The organism is Candidatus Nitrosotenuis aquarius, assembly GCF_002787055.1.
GTDB classification, from domain to species: Archaea; Thermoproteota; Nitrososphaeria; order Nitrososphaerales; family Nitrosopumilaceae; genus Nitrosotenuis; species Nitrosotenuis aquarius.
On sequence record NZ_CP024808.1, the window covers coordinates 834,481 to 847,302 of the forward strand.

A 12,822-nucleotide genomic window follows, 5' to 3' on the forward strand; every position below is an offset into this window, starting at 1 on the left:
ACTTATTGTTTAGGAGCTTCAGCCTGCATTAGCTGGTTCATCTGTTCTTTTAGGCCCTCTAGCTGCATCATTGCTTGGTGTTTTTGTGCAGAGGTTTCATTGAGTGCCACTTGGAGTTCTTTGATTCTGGATTCTAGATAATTCATGGCAGATGCATGGTCTCGCTCTACTGCGATTCCTGCCCCAATATCCACAATTACTTTGGAATTTGCCGGAATGTTTGCCTTGGCATATGCACCCAAGCCAAGAGGCACAAGCGATTCTACTTCCTTGTCGCCAGAAAGATTCCTAATTGACTCAACGGACGCCATTGCCTCTCGCAGAAAGTTCACAATTACTCCTTCTTTTTGATCCAAGCTTGTCACTATTGATTCTAGCATTTGCATCCTATAGAGAAATTGCTGGGCTTGCTCTTCACTCATGTACAAAAAACCTTCCAGTTGGCTAATAAATGCATTCATTAAAAATTTGGTTTGAGCATGGTTCAAAAATCTGGAAAGTTTGCCAGGCCAAAATCAAAATGGGTTTTTCCATACAAAAAAGAACATCCAACAGACCAGCTCAAAATCAAATTACTCCTAGATGAGAAAATCAAGGGAAATAGAATTGTTGGATTGGAAGCAAGAATAGAGCCAGGCCACTTGCATCAATTACACATACATGAAAATGAATACGTCTTGGTGTATTCACAAAGTGGAAAGTGTCTTGTTACAATAGGAAAAACAACGAGGACAATTTCACCAAAGACAATGATGTTCATTCCGCCCAAAGTACCGCATCGATTCTACAACAAGTTTTCTGCACCATGGGAAGGAATTGCATTTGCAATAGGTACCAACAAGAAAATTAATAACATCTGGATGGAAAATTAAAAAAGAAGAGTAAGATTATTTTGCTTTAGAGTAGCGCTGTTCTACTTCATCCCAGTTTACAACGTTCCACCAAGCACCAACATAGTCTGCTCTTTTGTTTTGGTATTTGAGATAGTATGCGTGTTCCCAAACATCAAGACCTAGCAGCGGTACAAGTCCCTCCGTTCTTGGGCTTGTTTGGTTTGGCATTGCCTTGTACTCAACGTTCTTTGTTTTTGGATTGAATACCAGCCAGCCCCAACCGCTTCCTTGGATTGCTGTGGTTTTTGTGGAAAACTGTTCTTTGAATGCGTTGAAGTCTCCAAATGCCTTGTTGATTGCGTCTGCAATCGAGCCGCCTGGTGCCCCTCCGCCGTTTGGTTTCATGTTGTTCCAGAACAATCTATGATTGTCGTATCCGCCTCCGTGGAAGTTGATTGCCCCACGTACTGCCTCTGGAACTGCAGATATGTTTGCCAAGACATCAAGTAGGTCTTTGCTTTGCATGTCTGCTGGAAGTTTTTCCCAGTTGTCGTTTAGGCCATTTGTGTATGCTTGGTGATGCTTTGAGTGGTGAATCTCCATTGTTTTTGCATCAACATGTGGCTCTAATGCGTCGTATGCATATGGTACTTCAGGAAGTGTGAATTTTCCCATAATGCCGCTGCTTCGTTTTCTAATTTAATGATTTGTCTCCTAGGACGTAAGTTTTTGCGGATTTTTGGACGACACCAAAAATAAAACAGACATCAATTCAGCAGTATCTGAAAACAAGATGAAAAAAACAAGGCTGCTGATGTTTTGCTTTTCTTTGGTTATAATCGGTGTGTTTCTTTTTTCTGCCAAAGTCCAGACAGATCCCGTATCGGAGGTTCTCTTGGACAAATCGGCAAAACATGTTGGAGTGCAATATCCACATAACTTGGGATTTTATGGCAAAGACATCAAAATTGCAGTAATTGATACAGGTGTTGATTCTGGCCATCCAGACTTGAGCGACAAAATAATTGGTGGCTATGATTTTATTGAAAACGACATCACTGCACAAGACACAAACGGACATGGAACCGAGGTTGCTGGAATAATTGCTGCAAACGGCAAGATGCGTGGCGTTGCACCGGAAGCAAAGATTTTGGCTTATCGCGTATCTGACACTGGAAACTCGGTATCATCGGATCTCATAGTAAAGGCAATTCAAAAAGCAATAGAGGACGATGTAGACATTATCAATCTCAGTCTTGGGGTAAATAGAACCAATGACAAGATAGAAGATGCAATAAATGATGCAGTAGAAAAAGGGATAGTCGTAGTAGCAGCTGCTGGAAACAGCGGCCCTGACCTTAGAACGATTGGAAGTCCTGGAAAAGATCCTCACGCAATCACAGTTGGTGCAACATACAACAACATTACTGCAAGTCTTGTTGCTACACTTGACATTGACGGAAAGCGATTCCAAGTTTTGCCAATGGTAGGAATCGTTCCTCTCTCGGAGTCATTGACTAGCGAGATTGTTTTTGGAAAATATGGCAAAGAATCTGACTTGGCAGGACTTGATGTCAAGGACAAGATCCTGCTAGTGGAGCGAGGAAGTGACATAAAAGATGAACTGTTGTACTTTTCCGTCAAGGAGAAAAACGCCGCAAATGCTGGTGCTCGAGCAATCATTGTGTACAATAACGAGCCTGGAATCTTTCTTGGAGACCTTAACAACAAACTTGAGGGTCCTGAATACAAGCCACGAATTCCGGCAGTATCAATGTCAAAAGAAGACGGGCATGCACTTTTGTCGATTCTTCAAAACAAGACAACTGGAACAATCAATACGTTCTATCACCCAGATTTTGTGTCGTTTTTTAGCTCCCGTGGGCCCGTATCACCGTTTTACATCAAGCCTGACCTTGTGGCACCCGGAGTCTTTGTAAACACGACATCCATCCAAGGAAGATACAATCTTACCAGCGGAACTAGCTTTGCAGCACCTCATGTTTCTGGAGCTGCTGCTATTTTGCTAGAAAAGAATCCAGGCCTTTCCCCAAGCCAGGTCAAGGCAATCATAATCAGCACTGCAGATCCTGTCTCAGATACATTTGGGACTCTGTTTCCACAAGAGATTAGCGGAGTTGGCAGACTAAACATTACGCGGGCATTTGATGCTAATTTGGCAATCAGTCCTTCTTTTGCCATTTTTGACTTGTCTCCATTTACAAAATCCCAGACACTCCAATTCAAACTGGAGACGATAAACGGTACAAGGGCCCAGCCGCAAATTGAGATCACGCCGGCTAGTTCTGCAGTAAAGTTTGATCATTGGATTGATGGTACTACTCTTTTTGTAAAGGCTGAGCTGACAGAGCAAAAAACAGGCCAATACCAGGGAAGTATTGTGATATCGGACAAGGTAGTACAGCGCATCCCGATTTTGCTTAGAATCTCCGACGGTGCAATCGAGGTTTTCGAAAATGATGGCATGCTTGATTTCAAAATAGACTCTGAGGAGAAATGGTCCTATGCAAAGATTTCACTATACAATGACGACGGAAGACTAGTCGATAGTATTTCTCTTACACCCACAAAAGACCAGTCAATCACAGTCGGCACTCCTGGAAAATATTGGGTCCAGGCTGAGCTCAAAACAGAAAACGGCACAGCATCAGTGTACAACACCATAACTGTACAGTCTGCAAATCGCCAGACACTTGACATCGGCATACCATACCAACCATTAATCATACTGGGCGGAATTGGAGCTATAATAGTTCTAGTCGGATTGCTGATTCGTAGAAAATAGATTATGCTTTTGGTCCTGCGTTTACTATAGCAGGATCGACTGTCTTGAATTTCTTGAAATTGTCCACAAACATCTGAGCTAGCTTCTTTGCTGAGAGATCATATGCATCACGGTCTTGCCAAGTAGATTTTGGATCCAATACCTCGGATGGGACTCCTGGGCATTCGGTTGGAACATCCAAGTTGAACAAGTCGTCGTGTCTGTATTTTACAATGTCTAGTGCTCCTGTGAGTGCAGCTGTTACCATTGCGCGGGAATGCTTGATAGAGACACGCTTGCCCACTCCGTATGGACCTCCGGACCAGCCGGTATTGATTAGATACACCACGGTATTGTGATTTCTGATTTTGTCGCCAAGCATCTTTGCATATACTGATGCAGGCCTTGGCATAAACGGCGAGCCAAAGCATTCTGAGAAGGTTGCCTTGGGCTCTTTGATGCCTCGTTCTGTGCCTGCTAGCTTGCTAGTATAGCCAGACATGAAATGGTACATTGCGCCTTCCTTTGTGAGCTTGGACACTGGCGGCAAAACACCAAGTGCGTCTGCTGTTAGGAATATGATTACTTTGGGGTTGCCTCCAACGCTTGGAAAGATTGCAGTTGGGATGTATTCCAGTGGATATGCGGCCCTTGTGTTTTCGGTCAGTGAGCCATCATCAAAGTTTGGCTTGAGTGTTTGCTTGTCAATTACTACGTTTTCTAGCACTGCACCTGATTTGATTGCGTTCCAGATTTGCGGTTCTGATTCTTGGTTTAGGTTGATGCATTTTGCATAGCATCCTCCCTCAAAGTTAAAGACACCCTTGTCGGACCAACCGTGCTCATCATCTCCAATTAGCATTCGGTCATTGTCTGCAGAAAGTGTTGTTTTTCCTGTGCCGGACAATCCAAAGAAGAGTGCGGTGTCTCCGTTTTTGCCAATGTTAGCAGAGCAGTGCATCGGGAATACTCCCTTTTTTGGCAAGAGATAGTTCATTACTCCAAACATGGATTTTTTCATCTCACCTGCATAGCTTGTTCCTCCAATGAGGACTAGCTTTTTTGTCAGATCAATTAGGATGAAGACGTTGGTTCCAGTTCCGTCTACTTCGGGAATTGCCTCAAATCCATTAATGCATAATATAGTAAAGTCCGGCTCGTGTTCGTCTAGCTCTGCCGCAGAAGGTCGAACAAACAGCTGTCTTGCAAAAAGGCTTTGCCAAGCATGGTCGTTTATGACTCGTATGGCTAATCGGTGGTCCTTGTCTGCCCCTACAAATCCGTCAAAGATGAATAGTTCCTTGCCTTCTACGAATTTCTTCATTTTTGCGAAAATCTTGTCAAATCTGTCAATTGGGAATGGGTGGTTTACTTTGCCCCAGTCTACATTGTCGTGGGTTTCATCGTCGTCTACTATGTATCTGTCGTCTGGCGATCTGCCGGTGTATTTGCCTGTCTTTACCGCAAGAGAGCCTGTCGATGTAACTACACCTTCGTTTCTTTGCACTGCCGCCTCGACCAGCTTCTCAGGTGTGAGGTTTCTGAACACCTGGGATGGCTTGATTCCAAAGGCCTCTAGCTGCGCGATAAATTTGGGCGTAAGTGTTGTTTTAGAGTCCATATTTTCACCACATCAATGAATCTGGGGTCATTGAATATCCACACCGACTCTGCATTATTATTATCTCTTCCTTTTTGCGGCTGATCTCAGGGCAACCTATTTATTGAAAAATCCAAAGAGTGCATCTATTGACCATCAATAAGGATCTGTTGGCATTAAGAGAAAAAGTCGACGAGAAAAGGCCAGACTTTATCAGACAGGAAAGCTGGCGTTATCGCAGACTAGCCAAGTGGTCTTGGAGAAAGCCAAAGGGAATCGACAACCACCAGCGAAAGCAAAAGTTTCGTGGCAGGCCAGGCCTAGTCAAAGTAGGATACGGCGGTCCAAAAGTAGCAAGAGGGCTGCATCCATCAGGATTTACAGATAATTTGATTCACAACGTAAATGATTTGCAAAAACTAAACCCAAAGACCGACGGGATAAGAATTGCCCACGGTGTTGGGACAAAGAAAAGAGTAAAGATAGTTGCAGCAGCAACACAAAAGAAATTCAAGATCTTCAACGCAAGAGTGAGAACAAGTGGTAGTAAATCTTAGAACCAAAAAGCGACTCGTATCGCGAGTCGTGGGAGTAGGTCTATCCAGAATCAAGTTTGACCCAGAAAGATCAGACGACATTGCAGATGCAATCACAAGACAAAACATCCGAAGCCTCATCACATCTGGCGCAATTACAATAAAGTCTTCAAAAGGCACTTCACGTGGAAGAGCTGAATACAAGAGAACCCAAAAGAAAAAGAGAGGAACCACGACAGGTTCTAAGAAAGGCCGCAAGGGTGCTCGCGTAGGCAAAAAAGAGGTCTATGTAGTAAAGGTCCGAGCACTGCGACACAGACTCAAGGTAGCAAAGGACAGAAAGGAAATCACAAATCCGGAATTCTGGACAATTTACAAAAAGATAGGCGGCAACACAGTCAGAAACATTGCTCACCTCCGAAGCCTAATTGAGGAAATCAAAGAGCACAGAAAGTCTAGAACCTAAAGACTGTTTTTTCCCAATCTTTTATCTTGCCATCTGAAATTTTTATGCCTTCATGAGACAGCATTTTTGTCTTGACTTTTTCGCCATAGTAATAGCCTCCAATTTTGCCGTCTGACTTTACAACTCGGTGACACGGAATTACAACAGGAAATGGATTGCGATTCATTATTTGCCCTATGACTCGCTGGCCGTTTTCTAGCCCTACTGCTTTTGCCAGCTCGCCATATGTCGTGACCTTGCCCTTTGGAACTGCGAGCAGCTTCCTGTAGACTTTTTGGTCCAGTTTGTTCAAAGTCTGATCACTTGGAGAGATGTGGTGCTCAGCAGGTCAAGTACTTTTTGTTTATGAGGACCCAAGCCTGCCCAATCAAGGAGTGCTGTTTTTGCTTCCTTGTTTTGCGACATTATATGTGAGAAGAGCTCGTCGTCTAGGAATTCCAATGCATGTTTTGGCATCACCGTTCCTAACGCATGGGCTCCGTGGATCATCTCCTCTGTGAATTTTTCTGGATAATGCGTGCTGCCAAAGCAGATAGCAACTGGGGATTTTTTGATTGGCTCGGACATTGTTTCTAGTACTAGCTTTGCCACAGAATTGCACAGGGACTCGTCTGCCCATTGCTTTTCTGTTGTGCCAATTTCGATGAAAATTGTCGGCTTCGATAGTGCGGTCGGTCCATGGTGCGTTGCCTCTATTATTACTTGAAAGTCGGAAAAAGAATTCTTGTTTTGGTGCAATTTTTGCATGTAGGCCTTTTGCAGGTGAGGATGAGGAATTGCCACTTGTCTTTCGTTTCCGCCAAACTGGGCAGTCGAGAAATTTCCTGTACTGTGACAGGTAAGTGCAAGCTCGCCTGACTGGGCGGCGTGTTTTGATAGAAAAACAAATCCGTCATAGTGATGTTTTTGCTCCAGCCAGTCTGCAGAAATCGCAGGGCTGGAAATTATGGCCAAGTCGAAATTTTTACCCCTGAAAACATCGCCGTCTTTTGTCATGTTTTTTGAGAGAAACTTTGCCATGTTGTGCCCTGCTGGGTCTTGCTCGTATGCAACCAGTAGTTCCATGTCCCAAAAAATATAAGGACACCATATTAAACTCCACCAATGGATCTGAATCAAACCATAAAGAACATGGTAAACACCATGAAGCTTGCCAAAAAGTCCGACAAGGAGGACTATATGCAGCACCTAAGGCTAGTTCTCTTGGGAATAGGCGGTATCGGGGCGATTGGATTTATAATTCAGTTTGTATTTTCGGTCTTCAGATTCGGATAGATGGAATTGTCTCAAGAAATCAAAACTCATCTTTTTGCAATAAGGACCACGGGAGGTCAGGAAAAGGTAGTCATGAACCTGCTCCAAAGCAAGATTAACAACGGCCAGATCAATCTGTATTCAGTTTTACTAGTGGATAATCTCAAAGGGTATATCGTAGTTGAGGCAAAGGATGCAAACTCGGCATTCAACTCCTTACAAGGAATAAGGCACATCCGCGGACAGCTCCGTGGCGAAATGGAATTCAAAGACATTGAAGGATACCTCGTTACAAAGAGCACCGCACCTACAATTGCAGTAGATAACGTAGTTGAGATCATCGGCGGTCCATTCAAGGGCATGAAGGCAACAGTAACTAGAGTAGACAATGACAAGCAAGAAGCAACAGTCATTTTGCTTGACGCGCCATACCAACTTCCGGTAACTGTAGACTCTAACTATCTGAAAATATCTACATCCGCTTAGGAAGGATTAAATCGTCATCTAAAAGAGCACAAATATGGCCGATACACAAACAGTTTCTGCACTAGTAACAGGTGGAGGCGCATCCGCAGGTCCACCATTAGGTCCAGCATTGGGTCCACTAGGTGTCAATATCATGGAAATCATCAAGGCCATCAACGACAAAACAGCAGACTTTGAGGGAATGAAGGTTCCAGTCACAGTATCAGTCGATACCAAGACCAAAAAATGGGAAGTGACTGTCGGAATTCCATCGGCATCTGCACTTCTTCTAAAGGAGGCAGGAATTCAAAAAGGCTCTGGAACCAGCGGCGCGACATGGGTTGGCGACATCAAGGTAGATTCCATTGTCAAAGTTGCCAAGGCAAAACTAGAATCATCATATGCTACTTCGATAAAGTCAGTTGCAAAAGAAGTTGCAGGAACCTGCGTATCTTTGGGAATCAAAATAGAAGGCAAAAACCCCAAGGAATTTGCTGCCGATGTAAACGCAGGAAAATACGACGATAAACTAAAGTAAATTATTTAGCTACTAGATACGACGGCTCTTTGTCCGTTTTTTGCAGTTCCACGAAGGTTTCCGTACTCTGTATTCCTTCTATTTTGCCGATTTTCTCAATTACTATGGTGTGGAGCTCTTCTAGATTTTCTGCGTGGACAGAGACCATGATGTCAAATCTGCCGGTTACTTCAGATATTGACACTATTTCTGGGGTTTGGAGTAGTTGCTTGTGAATTGCATCCTTTAGTTTTGGGTCCCGGTTGATGCCAATTGTTGCCTTGACGCCTATTCCCAACTGGGACTCATCCACCATGATTGTGAACTTTTTGATTAGTTTCTTTTTTGTGAGGCGCTTTATCCTGGAATACAGAACAGAGGCGTTTATCCCCATTTTCTTGGACAGATTTGGAACCGAGATGCTTCCATCGCGAGTAAGCTCGTATAGGAGCTTCATGTCCAGATCATCTAGTTTATGCAATGTTTTCAAAAGAGTCGGTTTGATGTTAATAAACGTAGGTTTAGGCGTGGAAAATTGCACATAATGTAATACGCTGCGTGGAAATTAGAAAATTTTACATTTTCCTGCAAAACCCGTGCCTGCCAACACTAACGATTTTAAAGAGGCCTTTTTGCAAGATTTTCGTTGATCAACGAAGCTGAGCTAGCTAAAATGATAAAGGATGCCAAGGACACTGACAAAGAACGCAAGTTCAAGCAGACCTTGGAAATGTACGTCATCCTAAAGGATATTGACGTAAAGAAAGGCTTTGCCATGAACGAGACAATTCAGCTTCCAAAGAAACTCTCCAAGCCAACAACGGTTTGTGTTATGGCGGGAGGAGACATGGGCCTCAAGGCAAAGAGCGCAAATGCCGACAGAGTAGTTTCTGGTGATGAGCTAAACACACTTGCGGCAAACAAGCGAGAGGCTCGCAAATTTATCAATAATTATGATTTCTTTTTGGCAGACACACAACTCATGACAACAGTCGGTAAGGTGCTAGGTCAGCTGTTGGGTCCAAGAGGAAAAATGCCAATCCCAGTTCCATTTAATGCACCAATAGAATCATTCCTTGACAGATTTAGATCATCGATTCGAGTAAAGGTAAAAAATTCCTTGTCCATGTCATGCAAAATTGGAGATGAGTCCATGGATGACGGCGACCTGGCAGCAAACGCTCATGCAGTACTAAACGCAATTGAGAAAAAACTTCCAAGCGGGGACAAGAACATTAGAAGAATTATTGTAAAGACGTCAATGGGCAAGCCAGTAAAACAAGTACAGCAGGCGAGAAAGTAAATGCACGAGAACAGAACAACTTATCCTGCAAAAAAGACAAGAATGTACCAGCAGCTGCAAGAACTTCCAGCAAAATACAAAGTAACTGCCCTTGTCAGAATGGAAAAGGTCCGCTCATCACAAATGTTGCCACTAAGAAAAAAATTCCTAGGCCAAGTCGAAATCATTAGCATCAAAGACAAGGTAGCACAAAAGGCACTCGAAAAGCTAAACATTCCTGGAATTGCAAAGATGGTAGAAGCCCTGACAGGTCAGTGTGTTTTGATGTTTACAAACATGTCACCATTCAAACTCAATGTGTTACTAGGCAAGAACAAAATCATGATGTTCGGTCGTGGTGGGGACATTGCAAGTGTAGATATCAACGTACCAGCAAAGAACACAGGCATTGCTCCAGGTCCAATGCTTACTGAATTCAAGGAAGCTGGCATTCCAACCAAAATCGACCAGGGAACAATTTGGATTCTAAAGGATTCTACTCCAGTCAAAAAGGGTCAGCCAATTCCTGACAAACTTGCAACATTACTGCAAAAGCTAGACATCAAGTCAGTAGAGGCAGGAGTCCTACTTGATGCGGCACTAGAAGAAGGAATCCAGTACAAGCGAGAAGAACTGATAATCGACCTAGAATCATACAGAGGCCTATTTGCACAAGCACACCAAGAAGCAGTATCACTGTCTATTGAGGCAGGATACATCACAAAGGACAACATCAAACAAGTCTTGGCAAAGGCTGCACATGGCTCACGATCCGTTGCGATCGAGGCAGGCTACATCACAGAAGATATCAAAGAAGCAGTCCTCCAAAAAGCAAATGCCCAAGCCCAGTCTGTTGCCTCAAAGGCAAAAGGCTACACTCCTGCTTAGAATTATTTTTCTCGCGCCCTAGGCAAATTCCAGTTGTACTTCATAGCTACCAGTCTTAGTATTGTAGTCACTATGATTCCAATGATTGACGTCAGGTATAGTGGGATTTCTGCCACAAGCAACCCATAGAATATTACAACTCCGACAAAGCTTGCGGTGACATATAGTTCTTTTATAAAAATGAACGGCACCTCATTTACAAAGACATCTCGCAGTATTCCACCGCCTACTGCTGTCAGAATGCCTGCAAATGCGATTGCCAAAAAGTTCAGGCCGAAAATATGGTACGCAAATGTCGCTCCAGTAATTGAAAATACTCCAAGACCAATTGCGTCAAATTTCAGAAACAGGTTCCAGTGCTTTTTGAGATACGGGTGCAAAAAGAACAGAGCAACGCCAGAGGCCACGCTGATTCCAACATATAGTGGATCTACTATGGAGTTTGGCGGAAATCTGCCGATTATCACATCACGGATTGTTCCGCCTGCCACACCCGTAATTATTGACAGAATCAAAATCCCGACAATGTCTGACTTGTGCTCGATTGCCTTGAACGCGCCAGTTACTGCAAAGGCCATTGTGCCAAAAAGATCAAAGACATAGATCAGAAACAGAAACGGTGTGTCTGCCACTATACCGTATGGTATATTGTGCTAGATAAAGGTAAAAATGAAAATTTTGAGGAATTAACCGAATAGTGAAGCGAGGCCTTCCATTGCTTGCTCTTCAGATTTACCTGCTGGAGCTTCTTCTTTCTTTGCCTCAGCTGCTGGAGCTGCGCCACCTGCACTTGCTGCTGGAGCTGCTGCAACGGCAACTGGAGCTGCCTTGATTGCTTCTTCAATGTTTACATCAGCTAGTGCAGAAACCAATGCCTTTACTTGGGCATCACTTACTTCTGCGCCTGCTGCTTTGATAACACTACTAACGTTAGCTTCGTTAATTTCCTTCTTTAGTTTGTGCAAAATTAATGCAGCGTAAACGTATTCCATTGTATCGTGACTTTTTTTGGGGATAATATAAAACTACGTCTAGTTTAGGATTTTGAGGCTTCTACATACAGAATAGAGATTCTGCTTTAGGTTCTTGTCGTATAGAGTATCCATTCTTTGCTTGAGTATTCTCTTTGCCTGGTCGCGCTCTGCTCCTTCTGGTAGTGATAATACATTGTTGATCAGCTCTGGCAGCGATTCGCGAATCCAGCCGTCCAGAACATAGAATGATTTTTCAGACATTTCCACCACATTGTTTTCCTTGACATTGAGGGTGTCATTGAATGTGTCATGCTCGGTTCTGTATACTAGTCCGAGAATGCAGCTTTCCGGTGTTGGGTTTTTGAGAATTTCTTCGGATCTTGGCCCTGCCTTTCCCTGTGAGACTTTATTTTTGAGGCCTGCCATGTTTATGATTAGGCCGCTAACGCCGATTTTGTCTCCGTCGATTCCAGTTACTGCGCCGACGATCACATTGGTGTATTGACCGTCTGGCTTTGTCGCAAAGACATAGCTGCCTTCTTGGAGCTGTTTTGGTTTTCGGCCGAACATTGATCAAATTGTAAAACTTGCGTATTTAATTGATCCTAAACGGAGTTCTGTTAATTACTTGGAGGTTGGGCTTCTGAAATCCTTCGTGTTAATTTTCGGAGATTTGAGTGATTAGTGAACCCTAATTTTTTGTGCCAAGTTTTAGAAGTTTAATCAAACGTTAACTCTTGAGGAAAAAATACATCATTTGCAATATTATATTCAATAGTTTCAAAATATTCAAAGCCCATTATGTCTTGATAACTGATTTTCATCGTTACTGGATCTTTACTTTTTTGTATGTTTGTTGCTTTGAATGCCATTCCTTGTTCCTTCTTTAGTCTTGGAATTGGAGTCTGATGGGCTGAGCCATTTTTATCTAACACTTCGATTTTTACATTTAATGCATCACCGATCCCAAAATTTTTTATTATAAACTGATAGTGATGATGCTCATCATCTTCACCTATCTTACTATGATGAATTGTTGTGGGTCGCGGTCTTATCATAGTTCGTGACATTTCTTTTGTAGCGTCACTAACTTGTTCAGTTGCCTTAACAACATTTCTAGTGGCTTTGTAGAGTGCGACTGTTGCTATGGCTACTAAAAACGAACTAAATGCAACACAGTTATCCACGATTCGTTTATTTCCAATAAGATTACTTCGCTGAA

The 12,822-nt window shown here is 43.1% G+C and carries 19 protein-coding genes; 9 read left to right on the plus strand and 10 right to left on the minus strand.

Features of this window, described 5'->3' with window-relative positions; translation table 11 throughout:
- Positions 1 to 2: 2 nt before the first annotated feature.
- Positions 3 to 422, minus strand: a complete 420-nt coding sequence (gene pfdA, locus NAQ_RS05005) for a prefoldin subunit alpha (RefSeq protein ID WP_100183462.1) — start codon at positions 420 to 422, stop codon at positions 3 to 5.
- 57 nt (positions 423 to 479) lie between these two features.
- Between pfdA and NAQ_RS05010 the strand changes: the two genes are divergently transcribed.
- Entirely contained in the window at positions 480 to 872 is a 393-nt protein-coding gene (locus NAQ_RS05010; RefSeq protein ID WP_100182521.1) for an AraC family ligand binding domain-containing protein, read from the plus strand.
- 15 nt (positions 873 to 887) lie between these two features.
- Here NAQ_RS05010 and NAQ_RS05015 read toward each other — a convergent pair whose 3' ends face one another.
- The gene (locus tag NAQ_RS05015) at positions 888 to 1,508 is read right to left on the minus strand and encodes a superoxide dismutase (protein WP_100182522.1); all 621 of its coding nucleotides are present in this window, start codon (positions 1,506 to 1,508) and stop codon (positions 888 to 890) included.
- A 64-nt stretch (positions 1,509 to 1,572) separates the two neighbouring features.
- Between NAQ_RS05015 and NAQ_RS05020 the strand changes: the two genes are divergently transcribed.
- Positions 1,573 to 3,639 (plus strand): S8 family serine peptidase, encoded by a 2,067-nt coding sequence (locus NAQ_RS05020; RefSeq protein WP_245871757.1) that lies wholly within the window; start codon positions 1,573 to 1,575, stop codon positions 3,637 to 3,639.
- Between the two features lies 1 nt (position 3,640).
- Here the strand turns inward: NAQ_RS05020 and pckA are convergent, their stop codons facing one another.
- The gene (gene pckA / locus NAQ_RS05025; RefSeq protein WP_100182523.1) at positions 3,641 to 5,239 is read right to left on the minus strand and encodes a phosphoenolpyruvate carboxykinase (ATP); all 1,599 of its coding nucleotides are present in this window, start codon (positions 5,237 to 5,239) and stop codon (positions 3,641 to 3,643) included.
- 128 nt (positions 5,240 to 5,367) lie between these two features.
- Here pckA and NAQ_RS05030 point away from each other — a divergent pair, with 128 nt between their 5' ends.
- Positions 5,368 to 5,775 (plus strand): 50S ribosomal protein L32e, encoded by a 408-nt coding sequence (locus NAQ_RS05030; RefSeq protein WP_100182524.1) that lies wholly within the window; start codon positions 5,368 to 5,370, stop codon positions 5,773 to 5,775.
- A complete protein-coding gene (locus tag NAQ_RS05035; RefSeq protein ID WP_100182525.1) occupies positions 5,759 to 6,220 on the plus strand; it encodes a 50S ribosomal protein L19e in 462 nt (153 codons plus the stop codon). The genes NAQ_RS05030 and NAQ_RS05035 overlap by 17 nt, the downstream gene beginning before the upstream one ends.
- On the opposite strand, the gene NAQ_RS05040 is transcribed toward NAQ_RS05035, so the two are convergent.
- Both NAQ_RS05040 and NAQ_RS05045 read right to left on the minus strand, forming a co-directional pair.
- A complete protein-coding gene (locus tag NAQ_RS05040; RefSeq protein WP_100183464.1) occupies positions 6,210 to 6,503 on the minus strand; it encodes a methylated-DNA--[protein]-cysteine S-methyltransferase in 294 nt (97 codons plus the stop codon). The genes NAQ_RS05035 and NAQ_RS05040 overlap by 11 nt on opposite strands.
- A 5-nt stretch (positions 6,504 to 6,508) precedes the next feature.
- On the minus strand, positions 6,509 to 7,285 hold the full coding sequence (locus NAQ_RS05045; protein WP_100182526.1) for a D-aminoacyl-tRNA deacylase: 777 nt from the start codon (positions 7,283 to 7,285) through the stop codon (positions 6,509 to 6,511).
- Between the two features lie 39 nt (positions 7,286 to 7,324).
- Here NAQ_RS05045 and NAQ_RS05050 point away from each other — a divergent pair, with 39 nt between their 5' ends.
- Genes NAQ_RS05050 through NAQ_RS05060 form a run of 3 tightly spaced genes read left to right on the plus strand, consistent with a single transcriptional unit; the run spans position 7,325 to position 8,477 of the window.
- The gene (locus NAQ_RS05050; RefSeq protein ID WP_100182527.1) at positions 7,325 to 7,495 is read left to right on the plus strand and encodes a protein translocase SEC61 complex subunit gamma; all 171 of its coding nucleotides are present in this window, start codon (positions 7,325 to 7,327) and stop codon (positions 7,493 to 7,495) included.
- Between the two features lie 6 nt (positions 7,496 to 7,501).
- Entirely contained in the window at positions 7,502 to 7,960 is a 459-nt protein-coding gene (locus tag NAQ_RS05055) for a transcription elongation factor Spt5 (protein WP_100183465.1), read from the plus strand.
- 34 nt (positions 7,961 to 7,994) lie between these two features.
- Positions 7,995 to 8,477, plus strand: coding sequence for a 50S ribosomal protein L11 (locus NAQ_RS05060; protein ID WP_100182528.1), 483 nt, complete (start codon positions 7,995 to 7,997; stop codon positions 8,475 to 8,477).
- 1 nt (position 8,478) lies between these two features.
- Here the strand turns inward: NAQ_RS05060 and NAQ_RS05065 are convergent, their stop codons facing one another.
- Positions 8,479 to 8,937: an Lrp/AsnC family transcriptional regulator gene (locus tag NAQ_RS05065; protein ID WP_100183466.1), complete on the minus strand. Its 459-nt coding sequence runs from the start codon at positions 8,935 to 8,937 to the stop codon at positions 8,479 to 8,481.
- Positions 8,938 to 9,102: 165 nt separating this feature from the next.
- Between NAQ_RS05065 and NAQ_RS05070 the strand changes: the two genes are divergently transcribed.
- Both NAQ_RS05070 and NAQ_RS05075 read left to right on the plus strand, forming a co-directional pair.
- Positions 9,103 to 9,759, plus strand: coding sequence for a 50S ribosomal protein L1 (locus tag NAQ_RS05070; protein WP_100182529.1), 657 nt, complete (start codon positions 9,103 to 9,105; stop codon positions 9,757 to 9,759).
- Positions 9,760 to 10,626 carry a 50S ribosomal protein L10 gene (locus tag NAQ_RS05075; RefSeq protein WP_100182530.1) on the plus strand — a complete coding sequence of 289 codons (867 nt, stop codon included), beginning with the start codon at positions 9,760 to 9,762 and terminating at the stop codon, positions 10,624 to 10,626.
- 2 nt (positions 10,627 to 10,628) lie between these two features.
- Here NAQ_RS05075 and NAQ_RS05080 read toward each other — a convergent pair whose 3' ends face one another.
- From NAQ_RS05080 to NAQ_RS05095, 4 genes are all read right to left on the minus strand, one after another.
- Entirely contained in the window at positions 10,629 to 11,258 is a 630-nt protein-coding gene (locus NAQ_RS05080) for a trimeric intracellular cation channel family protein (protein WP_256387168.1), read from the minus strand.
- 54 nt (positions 11,259 to 11,312) lie between these two features.
- Positions 11,313 to 11,618, minus strand: a complete 306-nt coding sequence (gene rpl12p, locus NAQ_RS05085; protein WP_100182531.1) for a 50S ribosomal protein P1 — start codon at positions 11,616 to 11,618, stop codon at positions 11,313 to 11,315.
- A gap of 39 nt (positions 11,619 to 11,657) precedes the next feature.
- On the minus strand, positions 11,658 to 12,170 hold the full coding sequence (locus NAQ_RS05090) for a hypothetical protein (RefSeq protein WP_100182532.1): 513 nt from the start codon (positions 12,168 to 12,170) through the stop codon (positions 11,658 to 11,660).
- 149 nt (positions 12,171 to 12,319) lie between these two features.
- Entirely contained in the window at positions 12,320 to 12,787 is a 468-nt protein-coding gene (locus NAQ_RS05095) for a hypothetical protein (RefSeq protein WP_100182533.1), read from the minus strand.
- Between the last annotated feature and the right edge of the window lie 35 nt (positions 12,788 to 12,822).